Source organism: Mycolicibacterium diernhoferi, assembly GCF_019456655.1.
Lineage (GTDB): Bacteria > Actinomycetota > Actinomycetes > Mycobacteriales > Mycobacteriaceae > Mycobacterium > Mycobacterium diernhoferi.
Genome location: NZ_CP080332.1, coordinates 5,087,036 through 5,100,029, shown reverse-complemented (window position 1 = coordinate 5,100,029; position 12,994 = coordinate 5,087,036). Strand labels below are relative to the sequence as shown.

Genomic DNA, 12,994 nt, shown 5'->3' with positions numbered 1-12,994 from the left:
TGAAGAGACCGGAGCACTGGTGACCACGATCGTTTCCGGGCTGACCGACGCCGAGGTCGCCGAGCGGGTCGCCGCGGGTAAGACCAATGACGTACCGACCCGGGCGGCACGCAGCGTCTCGGACATCGTGCGTGCCAACGTGTTCACCCGGATCAACGCCATCCTCGGGGTGCTCTTCGCGATCGTGGTGGCCACCGGGTCGCTGATCAACGGGCTGTTCGGACTGCTCATCGTGGCCAACAGCGCGATCGGCATCATCCAGGAACTGCGCGCCAAGAACACCCTGGACAAGCTGGCCATCGTCGGGCAGGCCAAACCGCTGGTGCGCCGAGCCTCGGGCACCGCGGCGCTGCCACCCAGCGAGGTCGTCCTCGACGACATCATCGAGGTCGGGCCCGGTGATCAGATCGTCGTCGACGGGGAGGTGCTGGAGGAGAACAACCTTGAGGTCGACGAGTCACTGCTGACCGGTGAGGCCGACCCGATGGCCAAGGACGCCGGGGACACGGTGATGTCGGGCAGCTTCGTGGTGGCCGGCAGCGGTGCCTACCGGGCCACCAAGGTCGGCCGCGAAGCGTATGCGGCGCGGCTCGCCGAGGAGGCCAGCAAGTTCACCCTGGTGAAATCCGAACTGCGCAGCGGCATCAACAAGATCCTGCAGTTCATCACCTATCTGCTGTGGCCGGCCGGCGCACTGATCATCTACACCCAGCTGTTCACCACCGACGCCGGCTGGCGGGAATCGGTGCTGCGGATGGTCGGCGCGCTGGTGCCGATGGTGCCCGAGGGCCTGGTGCTGATGACCTCCATCGCGTTCGCGGTCGGGGTGGTGCGGCTCGGGCAGCGGCAGTGCCTGGTGCAGGAACTGCCCGCCATCGAGGGGCTGGCCCGCGTCGACGTGGTGTGTGCCGACAAGACCGGCACGCTGACCGAGAACGGGATGCGGCTCAGCGAGCTCAAGACATTCACGGACACCGACGCTGCCCAGGTGCTCGCCCAGCTGGCCGCCGACGACCCCCGGCCCAACGCCAGCATTGCGGCGATCGCCGAGGCGTACGGCACCGCTCCCGGCTGGACGGCCACCGCGTCGGCCCCGTTCAAATCGGCCACCAAATGGAGCGGCACGTCCTACGGCGAGCACGGCAACTGGGTGATCGGCGCCCCCGACGTGCTGCTGGATCCGTCCTCACCGGAAGCCGAGGAGGCCGAACGGCGAGGCGCCGAGGGGCTGCGGGTGCTGCTGCTGGGGTCCAGCGACCGCAGCGTCGACGCCCAGGATGCGCCCGGGACCGTCACCCCGGTCGCCCTGGTGATCCTGGAACAGCGGGTCCGCCCCGATGCCCGCGACACCCTGGAATACTTTGCCTCCCAGGACGTCACGGTGAAGGTGATCTCCGGTGACAACGCCAAGTCGGTGGGCGCGGTGGCCGGCACCCTCGGCCTGCACGGGGAGACGCTGGATGCCCGTCGACTGCCCGAGCAGCCCGACGAACTGGCCGCCGCGGTCGAGCAGTCCACCACCTTCGGCCGGGTGCGTCCCGATCAGAAGCGGGCCATGGTGCACGCGCTGCAGTCGCGCGGGCACACCGTGGCGATGACCGGGGACGGTGTCAACGACGTGCTGGCACTCAAGGACGCCGATATCGGCGTCGCGATGGGGTCGGGCAGTTCCGCATCGCGGGCGGTGGCCCAGATCGTGTTACTGGACAACAAGTTCGCCACGCTGCCCTATGTGGTCGGTGAGGGCCGCCGGGTGATCGGCAACATCGAGCGGGTCTCCAACCTGTTCCTCACCAAGACGGTGTACTCGGTGCTGCTGGCCGCGCTGGTCGGCATCGGCGGGGTGTCGGCCAAGCTGTTCGGCTCCGACCCGCTGCTGTACCCGTTCCAGCCGATCCACGTGACCATCGCGGCCTGGTTCACCATCGGCATCCCGGCGTTCATCCTGTCGCTGGCACCCAACAACGAACGGGCCCAGCCCGGCTTCGTGCGCCGGGTGATGACCTCCGCGCTGCCCGCCGGGGTCATCGTCGGGGCCAGCACCTTCATCTCCTACCTGCTGGCCTACCAGGGCCGCGGCGCGAGCGCGATCGAGCAAAGCCAGGCCTCGACCACGGCGCTGATCACCCTGCTGGTCGCCGGGGTGTGGGTGCTGGCCGTGGTCGCGCGCCCGTACCAGTGGTGGCGGGTGGCCCTGGTCGCGGTGTCCGGGCTGGCCTACGTGGTGATCTTCTCCATCCCGCTGGCCCGGGAGACCTTCCTGCTCGACCCGTCGAACCTCGCGTTGACGTCGATGGGGCTGGGTATCGGGGTGTGCGCCGCGGTGCTCATCGAGGTGGCCTGGTGGGTCGAGGGCCGGATCGCGGGCGAACCCCGGCGGTTGTGGCGCTAGGGTTGAATCATGGGATTTCTGGACAAGGTGAAGGGCCTGCTGGCCCAGAACACCGACAAGGTGGACATGGCGATCGAGAAGGCCGGCGACCTCGTCGACAAGAAGACGCAGGGTAAGTACGCCGAGCACGTGGACAAGGTGCAGGAGGCCGCCAAGAAGGCCGCCCGCGATCAGACCGGCGACCCGCAGGTGCCGCCGAATCAGCAGTCGGGCCAGCCGCCGGCCTCCCCGCCCGCACCGTAGATGGCCAAGCTTTCGGTCTCCGTCGACGTTCCGCTGTCGCCGGAGCAGGCCTGGGACGCTGCCTCCGACCTGTCCCGATTCGACGAATGGTTGAGCATTCACCGGGTGTGGCGGTCCACGCTGCCCGAAACTCTGGAGAAGAGCACCAAGATCTCGTCCATCGTCGAGGTCAAGGGCATGGCCACCCGGGTCAACTGGACGATCGTGAACTACAAGCCGCCGGAGTCCATGACGCTCAACGGCGACGGTGTCGGCGGGGTGAAGGTCAAGTTGATCGCCCGGGTGAAGCCGGTGGTCGACGGAGCCGCCGTGCAACTGGACATCCACCTCGGCGGGCCGGCCCTGTTCGGGCCGATCGGCATGATCGTGGCCGGCTCACTCAAGAGCGATATCCGGCAGTCCCTCGAGCAGTTCAAGAAGGTCTACTCCTAGGCCCTCCACTCGCGGCCCCTGCTCGCGGGCGAAACTCGCGTACCCGTCGCTGCGGAGGCCGGCGGTTTCAAGTCGTGGTTGCAACAGCGGGTGGTTTAGGCGGGTCTGACAGTAATGCGTCGAGGGCTTCGGCGGGTGTTCTCCAGCCCAGGGTCTGGCGGGGTCGGTTGTTGAGTTTGGCGGCGACGTAGTCGAGGTAGTCGGCGGGAAAGACCGATAGGTCAGTGCCTTTGGGGAAGTATTGGCGCAGGAGGCCGTTGGTGTTCTCGTTGGTGCCTCGTTGCCAGGGTGAGTGCGGATCGCAGAAGTAGATGTCGAGATCGGTGGCTGCAGCGATCTTGGCGTGGTTGGCCATTTCGATGCCCTGGTCCCAGGTCAGCGTGCGGGCCATGATCGCGGGCAGCTGGGCGATTTTGGCCACGATGGCCTCTTGGACTGCCAGGGCGCCGTGGTTATCGGGTAGGTGCAGCAGGATCACGAACCGGGTGCTGCGTTCGACCAGGGTGCCGATCGCGGACTTGTTTTCCGTTCCAGTGATCAGGTCGCCTTCCCAATGGCCGGGGATGGCACGATCCTCGACCTCGGCAGGCCGGTCACTGATGCTGACCATGTCCCGGATACGCGGGCGTCGCTGGTCGGGGCGGTGCTGCGGTTTGCGCAGTGCTCGACCCGTGCGCAAACACGTGTGCAAGTCGCGGCGCAGATTCCCCTTGCCCTGCACGTAGATTGCCTGGTAGATCGTCTCGTGCGACACCCACATCTCCGGATCGTCGGGGAACTCCCACCGTAACCGGTGGGCGATCTGGGCTGGGCTGTGCTGTTCGTGGCCCAACCGGTACTGCACGGCATCGCGCAGCCGCGCATTGGTGGCCAGCTTGCCCGCCTTGGGGCGTCGAGCCCGGTGCTCGGAGCGGACCTGGGCCAGCAACGCGTCGTACTTCAACCTCGTGGTGCGACCGCTCTGGCGGGCCCCGAAGCGTTCCTTGCGCCGGTAGCCGGACTTGCCGCCATTGTGGGCGGCGATGGCACCATTGACGTCGAGTTCGTATTTGATCGTCGAGGCCGGCCGGCCCAAGCTGCGCCCTATCGAGTTCAGCGATTCATAGTTGTGCACGCCGATCTGGATCCGGATCCGATCAGCCAGATCCAGGCGCCGTCGCCGACCGTTCTTCCTAGGGGCAGTGAACTGGGGTTTCACCCCGCCAGCGTCAGCGAACCACGTGACCCCAGTCGTTACCGACACGCCGGCAGCCACAGCGGCCTGACGTTCGGTCAGGCCGGCACCGATATGACCCCAAAACGCTTCACGAACAGACCTGAGCGATCTCCGAGACAACAGCACTCCTCAAGTAGTGCTGTTGCATCCACCCCTTGAAGCCAAGGGCCCCGCCGACGACGGGTACGCGAGTTTCGCCGCGGGTGGGTGGGATCAGCCCGAGCTCAGCGCGAAGTCCGCGAAATCGAAGCCCGGCACCACCACGCAGGTGACCAGCGTCGGCTCATCGTCGCGCGGCCTGGCCCGCTGCCAGTGCCCGGGCGGCACCACGAACTGCGGGGTCTGTCCGGCGGTGATATCGGGGCCCAGCGGCACGGTGTCGGCGCCCGCCTGCTCGCGGCCGACCTCCAGCAGCAGCGGGCTGCCCCGGTGCCACAGCCACAATTCGGCGCTGCGCACGGTGTGCCAGGCGGACTGCTGGCCGGGCATCAGCAGGAACAGGATCGCGGTCCCGGCCTGGCGCGGTCCGGTGTAGTCCGAGGGCAGCGCCGACTGTGGGAACGTCAGGTCGCTGCGCCAGGTCTCGCGAAACCAACCACCCTCCGGGTGCGGGGACAGGTCGAGTTGCCGGGCCCAATCGGGTAGATCGGTCATGGGGACCCAGGGTACGCAGCGTCACCCGATAATCTGGGGCGCATGGCTCGATTGCGTCCCGGTTGGCTGGTTGCGTTGTTCGCGCTGGTGCTGGCCGTGAGTGCCTGGTTCCCCTGGCTGACGACGGCCGACGGGCGGGCCAACGCGATCGGCGGCAAGATCGGCACCATCGCGGTGCCGCCGCCGGGCTTCGGGGTGGGGCAGCTGATCGTGCTGCTGGCCGCCATCCTGATCGTGGCCGCCGCGATGGCCGCGCGGGAGCTCTCGGCGAAGGTGGCATCGTCTGCGGCACTGGCGATCTCGGTGATCGTCGCGGCACTGCTCGGCTGGTACTTCCGGCTCTACGTGCACACCCCGGTGGCCGTCGGCTACGGCATGTATCTGGCTGTGGCGATGACGGTGCTGGCCATCATCGGTTCGGTGGCCACCATGGTGGTGGCCTGGCGGCAGACCCGATGAGCTTCGTGGCGCCGGTGACGTTGACCGGGGGCCGCCGGGTGACGCTGGAACCGTTGCGTGACGGGCACATCGGCGAACTCGCCCCCGCGTCGGCGCGGGCGGGATCGCCGTGGTTCACCAGCGTTCCGACGCCGGACACCACGGCGAACTGGGTGCACACCCGGTTGGCCGATCCGGCGGGGTGCACCTTCGTGGTCCGCGGACTCGACGGCGCCGTCATCGGATCCACCAGTTATCTGAACATCGACGGACCCAACCGGCGCCTGGAGATCGGCGCCACCTGGTACGTGACCGAGGCCCGGCGCACCGGCGTGAACACCGAGGCGAAGCTGTTGCTGCTCACGCACGCCTTCGATGCACTCGGCTGTGTGGCGGTGGAATTCCGCACGCACTTCTTCAACACGGTCAGCCGCACCGCCATCGAGCGTCTCGGCGCCAAGCAGGACGGCGTGCTGCGCAGTCACCAACTGCTGGCCGACGGGTCACGCCGGGACACCGTCGTGTATTCCATCCTGGACATCGAGTGGCCGGCGGTGCGGTCCAACCTGAAGCACCGGTTGGACCGCACCGGCTCGGACTAGTCGGCGTCGACGGTGGGCGCCTCGACGGACTTCTGCCCGCTGTGCGCCACCTCGATCTTGCGCGGCTTCGCCCGTTCGGCCAGCGGTATCGTCAGGGTGAGTACCCCGTTCTCGTAGGTGGCCGAAATCGCCGCGGTGTCAATGCCTTCGCCGAGCGAGAGCTGGCGTCGGTAGCTGCCGAAGAAGCGCTCGTTGGCGAACCACTGCACCGAGTCATCGGAGCGGGCGGTGCGGTGTGCGGAGATGGTGAGAGTGCCATTGTCGACGTTGATGTCGACCGAACCCGGGTCGACGCCCGGCAGGTCCGCGGTCAGCACGTAATGGTCGTCGATCTTGCACAGGTCCATCGGCATGAACCTCGGTGTCCGTGACGAACCGGACTGGCCGGTGAGCAGATCACGGGTCATGGAGTCCAGGTCACTGAAGGGATCGAAGCGAAGCACAGCAATCCACCTCCTCGTCGATCAAGAGCCCACCACCCTGGCGGGCAGCCAATCACTGTGCGACACCTAAGTTAGCACTCAAGGATCGAGAGTGCTAGTCCTTTTTCACATGATTTCCGCGCAGTGTGGCGTTGCACTGATCACAGGCCAGGGCCGCGACAAAGGCTGTGCCACAGGCGGTGTGGGTCAGCTCCACGGCCGGGCCCTCCGCCGCGACGTACCAGCGCTGGGCCCAGGCCAGCGCGGTGAGGATGACCGGGAGCACCGCTCGACCCTTCTCTGTGAGCCGGTAGGCCCCGCCGTCGGTGTCCAGCACCGCGTTGCCGACCAGCAGCTGCAACCGGTCGGCCAGCGAACCCGGCGGGGCGCCGAGCTGGCCGGTGAAGTCGCTGAACCGGGTGGTCCCGACGAAGGCCGCGACCATGATGGCGAAGGCCCACCGGTTGCCCAGGATGCCCATCGTCTGCGGGAACAGGTCGGGCTGGCTGCCGCGATCGGAGTGCGACCGGCGCCGGGTGGTTCCCACCGGCATCGACCGCGGCCAGGATCCGCTCGGGCCCCACTGTGCGACAAGGTGTTTCTCATCGGTCCGATCCCCGCAGCCGCGACAGGTCAGCACCGGGGCGAAGGTCTGCCCGCAGGTGCCGTGCCGCATCGCCGGCAGCGCCTCGGCGTGGTCGGGCACCCACTGGCGTTCCCACTGCCAGATCGACACCAGCACCGGCCACAACGCCAGGCCCCGCTCGGTGGGTACGTATTCGAACCGGGGTGGCCCGGCCTGGTACTGGCGCCGGGTGAGCAGATCCTGCTGGACCGCGACGACCAGGCGCCGGGTCAGCACGGAATGTGAGATCGGCAGTCGTTCGATGAAGTCGCCGTACCGGCGGGCGCCGAGCAGTGCCTGTTGCATGATCAGCAGCGTCCATTCATCGCCGAGCAGGCCGAGCATCCGCCCGACGGCATTGGTGTCGCCCGGCGCGAGCGGGGTACTAGTCAACGCCCACCCAGCGTCGCAGTTCGTCGCCGGCCGCCCAGGTGCAATGGGTACCGCTGGAGATCCGTTCGGGCAGAGCGAGTTTGCACACCGGGCCATCGGAGAGCCGGGCCGCATCGAAGACCAGGCAGTAGGAGGCGTCGGCGTTCATGTCGGTGGTGAGCGTGACCAGATACCCGTCGTCCTCGCCGGCGCCCCCGACACGGGGCGCCATGGCGGTCTCGCTGCCGTAGACGCCGTCGGCGAACGCGAACCGCTGCTCGGCGCCGGTGTGTAGATCGTGGCGGACCAGCCCGTTGAACAGGAACCAGCCGGGCTTGCCGGTGGCGGCGTAGGTGTAGCGGTAGGGCCGGCCGGCGTAGGCCGAGTTGATCATGCCGAACTCGGTGATGCTGTCGGACAGTTGCTCCTCGCGCGTCTGGCCGGTCACCAGGTTGAACCGCCACCGGTGCAGTCGGGTCTGCATGCCGTCCAGCGACAGACCGCGGAAGATGCGCTGCCACTTGGGGTTCATCCCGAAGGCGGCGCCCTCGGTGGGTTCGGGGTCACCCTGGAAGAAGCCGTCCAGCACGATCTCGTCGCCGTCCTCGTAGGCGTTGGTGAAGTGCAGGACGTAGGTGGTGTCGGCCTCGAACCACAACACATCGCCGGGCCCGCCGCGGCGCGGCAGCACCGCGAACCGGGACGGCATATCGCGGTGCAGGCGCGGCAGGTGCACATTGTGCTTGAGAAACTCTGCGTCCCAGAACAGCGGAAAGTCGTTGAGGATCACGTAGTTCTCGGTGAACGCCATATCGTGGGGCAGCCGCGGCCCGGGTAGTTCGACGTCCACGTAGTGCACCACGGAGTTGGTGTCGTCGACCACCCCGTAGTGCAGGTAGGGCGCGTCCTTGCCGTAGTTGAAGAACAGCAACTCGCCGGTGGCGTCGTCCACCTTGGGGTGCGCCGACACGCCCAGATCGGTGGGAAAGCCCCCGCGCCAGCCCTCCTTGCCCAGGGTGTCGCCGGTGTACGGGTCGATGCGGTACAGATCGCCGCACTGGTAGAAGCTGCTCAGTGCGACCCCGCGGTGCACCGCGATATCGGTGCTGGAGGCGTCCTTCATCAAGGTGCGCGCGCCCCAGCCGTGCTCGCGCTTGGCGAATTCCACGGGTTCGGCGATGCCCGGCCACAGCGGCCCGCCGGCCTCGTTCTCGGCCAGGAAGCCGTCGGTGCGGACGAACCTGTTGCGGTAGAATGCCTTACCGTCCCGGAAGCCGACGATGTGCAGCATGCCGTCGCCGTCGAACGGGTGATAGGCCTTGAACGCCGGATGCAGCGGGTTCTCGGTGTTGCGCAGATACACCCCGTCCAGATCGGCGGGGATCTCACCCTCGACGGCGACCAGATCGTCGGCGTTCCACTCGCTGGTCTGCGGGCGCCAGGCTCCGGTGCGGTACGGGTGGTCGTCGTCCTCGGGCAGTGTGGACAGGAACTTGGTGACGATCTCGGTATTCACTCAGACCTCCCTGGCGGAACGGATGACGAAGCTCACGGTGGTGGCGGTGCTGCCGCCGAAGTTCAGGGTGGCGAACGTCTTCGCGCCGTCGACCTGATAGGCGCCGGCGGTGCCACTGACCTGTTTGGCGGCGTCGAGCAGCATCCGGACGCCGGTGGCGCCGACCGGGTGGCCGCCGCCGATCAGCCCGCCGCTGGGGTTGACCGGCAGCCGCCCGCCGATCGCGATCTCGCCGTTCTCGATGGCCTTCCAGGATTCGCCAGGACCGGTGAGTCCGATGTGGTCGATGGCCAGATACTCGCTGGGCGTGAAGCAGTCGTGCACCTCGATGCCGTCCAGGTCGTCGAGGGTGATGCGCGCCCGGTCGAATGCGTCGAGGGCGGCCCTGCGCACATGCGGCAGCACATAGGGTTCCCCGGCGCTGCGGTCGAGCTTCTGGCGCAGACCCAGGCCGACGGTGCGGTGTCCCCAGCCCTCCACGCGCCCGAGCGGTCGGGCGCCCGGGTGGGTGCGCAGGTAGGCGTCGTTGACCAGCACCAGGCCCGCACCGCCGTCGGTCATCTGGCTGCAGTCCAGGCGCCGGATGCGGCCCTCCACAACCGGATTGGCGGAGGGCGCCGACCAGTCGCGGGTCTGGGCATTCGGGTTGGCCCGGGCATTGGCGTAGTTCAATGCCGAGATGGCGTCCAGGTGCGCGTCGTCGAGGCCGTAGCGGCGGTCGTACTCGTCGGCCACGGCGGAGAACATGTACGGCCACATGAACGTCGCGTCGGCGCCCTCGTGCCCGGTCCAGGCGGCGGTGCCGAGGTGGGCCGCGGCCGTGTCGCCGGGTACCGCCTTCTCCAGTTCCACGCCCACGACCAGTGCGCTGTCGTAGGCGCCGGAGCGCAGATCGGCGATGGCGGCCAGCACCGCGACGCTGCCCGAGGCGCAGGCCGCCTCGTGCCGGGACGCCGGGACGTCCCACAGGGCGTCCTCGACGGTGGCCGGCATGGCGCCCAGATGGCCCTGGCCGGCGAACAACTCCCCGAAGGCGTTGGCGACGTGCACGACGCCGATGTCGGAGGCCGGCGTGCGGGCCGCCGACAGCGTGCCGGTGACGACCTCGGCGGTCAGGTCGGCCAGATCGCGGCCCTCGCGGTGCAGGTTGCGTGCGAAGTCGCTCTGATACCCGCCGAGGATCCACACCGAGGAACTCATGCGGGCCGAGGCTACTACAACTAAGAGAGTCAGTCGGGGGAACTCTCCGATCTCACGTTCGGTCGCGCCCGGACGTCTACAGAATGTGACCGTGGACCGACCCTTCGAGGACATCGTGACCGAGTACGGCCCGCTGGTGCTGCGGGTGTGCCGGGCCGTCGTCGGTCCGGTCGAGGCTGACGATGCCTGGTCGGAAACCTTCCTCTCCGCCCTGCACGCCTATCCGGACCTGGCGCCGGAGACGAACATCGAGGCCTGGCTGGTGACGATCGCGCACCGCCGGTCCATCGACGTCGGCCGCGCAATCTCGCGGGCGCCGGCCCCGGTGGCCGAGGTCCCGGAGACGGGACACACCCAAGACGCCGACGCTGCCGACCCGGACCTGTGGGCCGCCCTCGCCGCGCTGCCGGACAAACAGCGCCGCACCCTGGCCTACCGCCACCTGGCGGGTCTGCCCTATGTCGAGATCGCCGGCCTGCTCGGTGGGTCCGCCGAGGCCGCCCGCCGCGCCGCGGCCGACGGCATCAAGACGCTGCGCACCACCTATCTGAAGGAGCGAGCATGACCGAGAATTTCAACGCGGCGATCTTCGATGCGGTGCCGGCCGACGAGGCCACGCTGGCCCGGTTGCACCGGCGCCTGGAACACGATGCGGGTGACGCCGGGCTGCTCGACGTGGCGTACCGGACCCTGGACACCGCGATCGGCCGGCTGCTGCTGGCGCGCACCCCCGTCGGTCTGGTGCGGGTCGCGTTCCTCGGCCAGGCCGGGGAGAGCCCCGAGCTGGCCTCGCTCGCCCAGCGGATCAGCCCACGGGTACTGCACGCGCCGGCCCGGCTCGACGACGCCGCGGCCGAGATCGACGAGTATCTGCGCGGTGTGCGCACCCGCTTCGACCTCGCCCTGGATCTGCAACTGACCGACGGCTTCCGGCGCAAGGTCGTGGAGCAGCTGCAGCGCATCGAGTACGGGCACCGCGAGAGCTACGCCGCCCTCGCGGCATCGGTCGGCAGTCCCCGGGCGGTGCGGGCGGTGGGCAGCGCCTGCGCCCGCAATCCGCTGCCGGTGGTCATCCCGTGTCATCGGGTGGTTCGCACCGACGGTTCGATCGGGCAGTACGCCGGCGGAGCCGCCGCCAAGGCCGTGCTGCTGGCCATGGAGGCGGCCTGAGCTCGAGGTGATCGAGCGGCAAAACCCCTGGTACGCTGAGGTACCGCTGATTCGGCGGAGTGCGGATTCGGCGTGAGGTGAAGATCGGGTGAGGCTGGCCAGAGCGAGCGTGCTGCGGCTCAGCCTGCTGGCGCTCGGCCTGTTCGTGGTCGGCACCAACGCCTTCGTCATCGCCGGTGTGCTGCCGCAGATCGCGCACACCCTCGGCGTCGGCCCGGGCACCGTCGGCTACTCCATCTCCATCTACGCCGCCGTGGTCGCTGTCGCGTCACCGCTGGTGTCGGTCACCTGCGGCCGGTTCGCCCCGGAACGGGTGATGGCCACCGGTCTGGTACTCATCGCGGCGGGCACCTTCCTGGCCGCGGCCGCGACCAGCTTCCCGATGTTCACCGCGGGCCGCGTCGTCGCGGCGTTCGGTGGGGCGGCGCTGGTGCCCCCGGCGCTCGCCGCCGCCCCCGCGCTGGTCCAGCCGGCGCAGCGGGGCCGGGCCATTTCGGTGGTCGGCCTGGGCTTCACCCTGGCCATGGCGGTCGGTTCGCCGGTCGGCACCGCGCTGGCCGATATCGGCGGCTGGCGGCTGCCCCTGTCGGTGCTGGCCGGGATGGCCGCGGTGCTGGTGCCCACCATGCTGTTCGTGGTGCGCGACGTGCCGCGCGGCGCAGGGGTGAACCTGCGGTCGCGCGCCACCGTGCTGGGGGACCGGCGGGTCGTCTTCGCCATCGCCGCCTCGCTGTTGATGACGCTGGCGTTCAACATGGTCTACATCTTCAGCGCCGTGATCACCCACGACGCCACCGGCGGTGACCACACCCGGCTCGCGGCGCTGCTGCTGGTCTACGGACTCGCCGGCGTCGTGGGCAATTTCCTGGGCGGCCGGCTGGCGGATCGTCTCGGCACCCGGCGCACCCTGGAGATCGTGCTGGCGGGCCAGACCCTGGCCTTCCTCGCGCTCATCCCCGCCCACGGTTCCTACCTCGCCACCGCGCTGTGCTTCGCGCTGTCCGGCGTGTCCGGGTTCGCCGCGTCGGTGGCCATCCAGGTCCGCCTCGCGCTCATCGATCCGCGCTTCGCGAACGTGGCACTGGCGTGGTACTCGACGGCGATGTACCTCGGTATCTCCATCGCGCCGCTGATCGGCGCGGCGGCGCTACCGCACGGATTTCCGGTGCTGCTGGCCGCCGCGTCGGTGTCCATCCTGGTCGCGGTCATCGCGTCCGAGGTCAGTCACGTGCGACGGCGTGATTACGATGAGGAAGCCCGAGACCAGGATCTGGTCTGCGCGTCGGCGACGCGCAGCTAGACTCCGGGTGCTCGGAGACAGCGGAGGAATGATGAGTAACCAGCCGGGACCGGCCAACGGGGACATCCAGGAACGCCGCGTGGGTGATATCAGCGTGGTCGCGGTGAGCGGGACGGTGGACATGATCACCGCGCCGAAGTTGGAGGCGGCCATCGGGTCTGCCGCAACGGGCGAGCCATCGGCCATCGTGGTGGATTTCACCGAGGTCGAATTCCTCGCCTCGGCGGGCATGGGCGTCCTGGTGGCCACCCACGGTGACCTCGCTCCGGCCGTGAAACTCGTTGTCGTCGCGGACGGCCCGGCCACCAGCCGACCACTCAAACTGGTCGGTATCGCCGATGTCGTCGACCTCTACGCGACCCTTGATGATGCCTTGGCCGCCTTGCAGAGTTAGAAAACTCAGCGAACGGGT

At 68.6% G+C, this 12,994-nt stretch carries 15 protein-coding genes; 9 read left to right on the top strand and 6 right to left on the bottom strand.

Annotated features, from left to right (window positions below):
• Window positions 1-28 precede the first annotated feature (28 nt).
• From K0O62_RS24110 to K0O62_RS24100, 3 genes are read left to right on the top strand one after another with little or no spacing between them, the layout of a single operon-like run.
• Complete coding sequence (locus K0O62_RS24110) at window positions 29-2,392, top strand: HAD-IC family P-type ATPase (RefSeq protein WP_372512864.1); 2,364 nt, start codon at window positions 29-31, stop codon at window positions 2,390-2,392.
• Between the two features lie 9 nt (window positions 2,393-2,401).
• Entirely contained in the window at window positions 2,402-2,635 is a 234-nt protein-coding gene (locus tag K0O62_RS24105; protein ID WP_073858958.1) for an antitoxin, read from the top strand.
• Entirely contained in the window at window positions 2,636-3,067 is a 432-nt protein-coding gene (locus K0O62_RS24100) for a type II toxin-antitoxin system Rv0910 family toxin (protein ID WP_073858957.1), read from the top strand. It abuts the gene before it with no gap.
• Window positions 3,068-3,134: 67 nt separating this feature from the next.
• Here the strand turns inward: K0O62_RS24100 and K0O62_RS24095 are convergent, their stop codons facing one another.
• Both K0O62_RS24095 and K0O62_RS24090 read right to left on the bottom strand, forming a co-directional pair.
• Entirely contained in the window at window positions 3,135-4,403 is a 1,269-nt protein-coding gene (locus tag K0O62_RS24095; protein WP_207551014.1) for an IS30 family transposase, read from the bottom strand.
• Window positions 4,404-4,496: 93 nt separating this feature from the next.
• Window positions 4,497-4,937: a cupin domain-containing protein gene (locus K0O62_RS24090; RefSeq protein ID WP_073859445.1), complete on the bottom strand. Its 441-nt coding sequence runs from the start codon at window positions 4,935-4,937 to the stop codon at window positions 4,497-4,499.
• Window positions 4,938-4,979: 42 nt separating this feature from the next.
• Between K0O62_RS24090 and K0O62_RS24085 the strand changes: the two genes are divergently transcribed.
• Both K0O62_RS24085 and K0O62_RS24080 read left to right on the top strand, forming a co-directional pair.
• Window positions 4,980-5,396: a hypothetical protein gene (locus K0O62_RS24085; protein ID WP_073859446.1), complete on the top strand. Its 417-nt coding sequence runs from the start codon at window positions 4,980-4,982 to the stop codon at window positions 5,394-5,396.
• A complete protein-coding gene (locus K0O62_RS24080) occupies window positions 5,393-5,977 on the top strand; it encodes a GNAT family N-acetyltransferase (RefSeq protein ID WP_073859447.1) in 585 nt (194 codons plus the stop codon). The genes K0O62_RS24085 and K0O62_RS24080 overlap by 4 nt, the downstream gene beginning before the upstream one ends.
• Here the strand turns inward: K0O62_RS24080 and K0O62_RS24075 are convergent.
• From K0O62_RS24075 to K0O62_RS24060, 4 genes are all read right to left on the bottom strand, one after another.
• On the bottom strand, window positions 5,974-6,420 hold the full coding sequence (locus K0O62_RS24075; RefSeq protein ID WP_073859448.1) for an Hsp20/alpha crystallin family protein: 447 nt from the start codon (window positions 6,418-6,420) through the stop codon (window positions 5,974-5,976). The two genes, K0O62_RS24080 and K0O62_RS24075, sit on opposite strands and share 4 nt — an antisense overlap.
• 94 nt (window positions 6,421-6,514) lie before the next feature.
• Window positions 6,515-7,369, bottom strand: coding sequence for a winged helix-turn-helix transcriptional regulator (locus K0O62_RS24070; protein ID WP_073859449.1), 855 nt, complete (start codon window positions 7,367-7,369; stop codon window positions 6,515-6,517).
• A 40-nt stretch (window positions 7,370-7,409) separates the two neighbouring features.
• Window positions 7,410-8,912 carry a carotenoid oxygenase family protein gene (locus K0O62_RS24065; RefSeq protein WP_073859450.1) on the bottom strand — a complete coding sequence of 501 codons (1,503 nt, stop codon included), beginning with the start codon at window positions 8,910-8,912 and terminating at the stop codon, window positions 7,410-7,412.
• Window positions 8,913-10,112: an acetyl-CoA acetyltransferase gene (locus K0O62_RS24060; protein ID WP_073859451.1), complete on the bottom strand. Its 1,200-nt coding sequence runs from the start codon at window positions 10,110-10,112 to the stop codon at window positions 8,913-8,915. It abuts the gene before it with no gap.
• A gap of 91 nt (window positions 10,113-10,203) precedes the next feature.
• On the opposite strand from K0O62_RS24060, the gene K0O62_RS24055 reads away from it, so the two are divergent.
• The 4 genes from K0O62_RS24055 (at window position 10,204) to K0O62_RS24040 (ending at window position 12,976) form a co-directional block, all read left to right on the top strand.
• Window positions 10,204-10,677 carry an RNA polymerase sigma factor gene (locus K0O62_RS24055; RefSeq protein WP_073859500.1) on the top strand — a complete coding sequence of 158 codons (474 nt, stop codon included), beginning with the start codon at window positions 10,204-10,206 and terminating at the stop codon, window positions 10,675-10,677.
• On the top strand, window positions 10,674-11,282 hold the full coding sequence (locus tag K0O62_RS24050; RefSeq protein WP_073859452.1) for a methylated-DNA--[protein]-cysteine S-methyltransferase: 609 nt from the start codon (window positions 10,674-10,676) through the stop codon (window positions 11,280-11,282). Before K0O62_RS24055 ends, K0O62_RS24050 begins: the two co-directional genes overlap by 4 nt.
• 88 nt (window positions 11,283-11,370) lie before the next feature.
• Window positions 11,371-12,582 (top strand): MFS transporter, encoded by a 1,212-nt coding sequence (locus tag K0O62_RS24045; RefSeq protein ID WP_079244616.1) that lies wholly within the window; start codon window positions 11,371-11,373, stop codon window positions 12,580-12,582.
• Window positions 12,583-12,613: 31 nt separating this feature from the next.
• Entirely contained in the window at window positions 12,614-12,976 is a 363-nt protein-coding gene (locus tag K0O62_RS24040; RefSeq protein ID WP_073859501.1) for an STAS domain-containing protein, read from the top strand.
• Window positions 12,977-12,994: the final 18 nt, after the last annotated feature.

Coding starts and splice junctions, on each gene's coding strand:
- K0O62_RS24105 (WP_073858958.1), top strand. CDS start 2,402: ATGGGATTTCTGGACAAGGTGAAGGGCCTGCTGGCCCAGAACACCGAC.
- K0O62_RS24100 (WP_073858957.1), top strand. CDS start 2,636: ATGGCCAAGCTTTCGGTCTCCGTCGACGTTCCGCTGTCGCCGGAGCAG.
- K0O62_RS24090 (WP_073859445.1), bottom strand. CDS start 4,937: ATGACCGATCTACCCGATTGGGCCCGGCAACTCGACCTGTCCCCGCAC.
- K0O62_RS24085 (WP_073859446.1), top strand. CDS start 4,980: ATGGCTCGATTGCGTCCCGGTTGGCTGGTTGCGTTGTTCGCGCTGGTG.
- K0O62_RS24080 (WP_073859447.1), top strand. CDS start 5,393: ATGAGCTTCGTGGCGCCGGTGACGTTGACCGGGGGCCGCCGGGTGACG.
- K0O62_RS24070 (WP_073859449.1), bottom strand. CDS start 7,369: ATGCTCGGCCTGCTCGGCGATGAATGGACGCTGCTGATCATGCAACAG.
- K0O62_RS24060 (WP_073859451.1), bottom strand. CDS start 10,112: ATGAGTTCCTCGGTGTGGATCCTCGGCGGGTATCAGAGCGACTTCGCA.
- K0O62_RS24050 (WP_073859452.1), top strand. CDS start 10,674: ATGACCGAGAATTTCAACGCGGCGATCTTCGATGCGGTGCCGGCCGAC.
- K0O62_RS24040 (WP_073859501.1), top strand. CDS start 12,614: ATGAGTAACCAGCCGGGACCGGCCAACGGGGACATCCAGGAACGCCGC.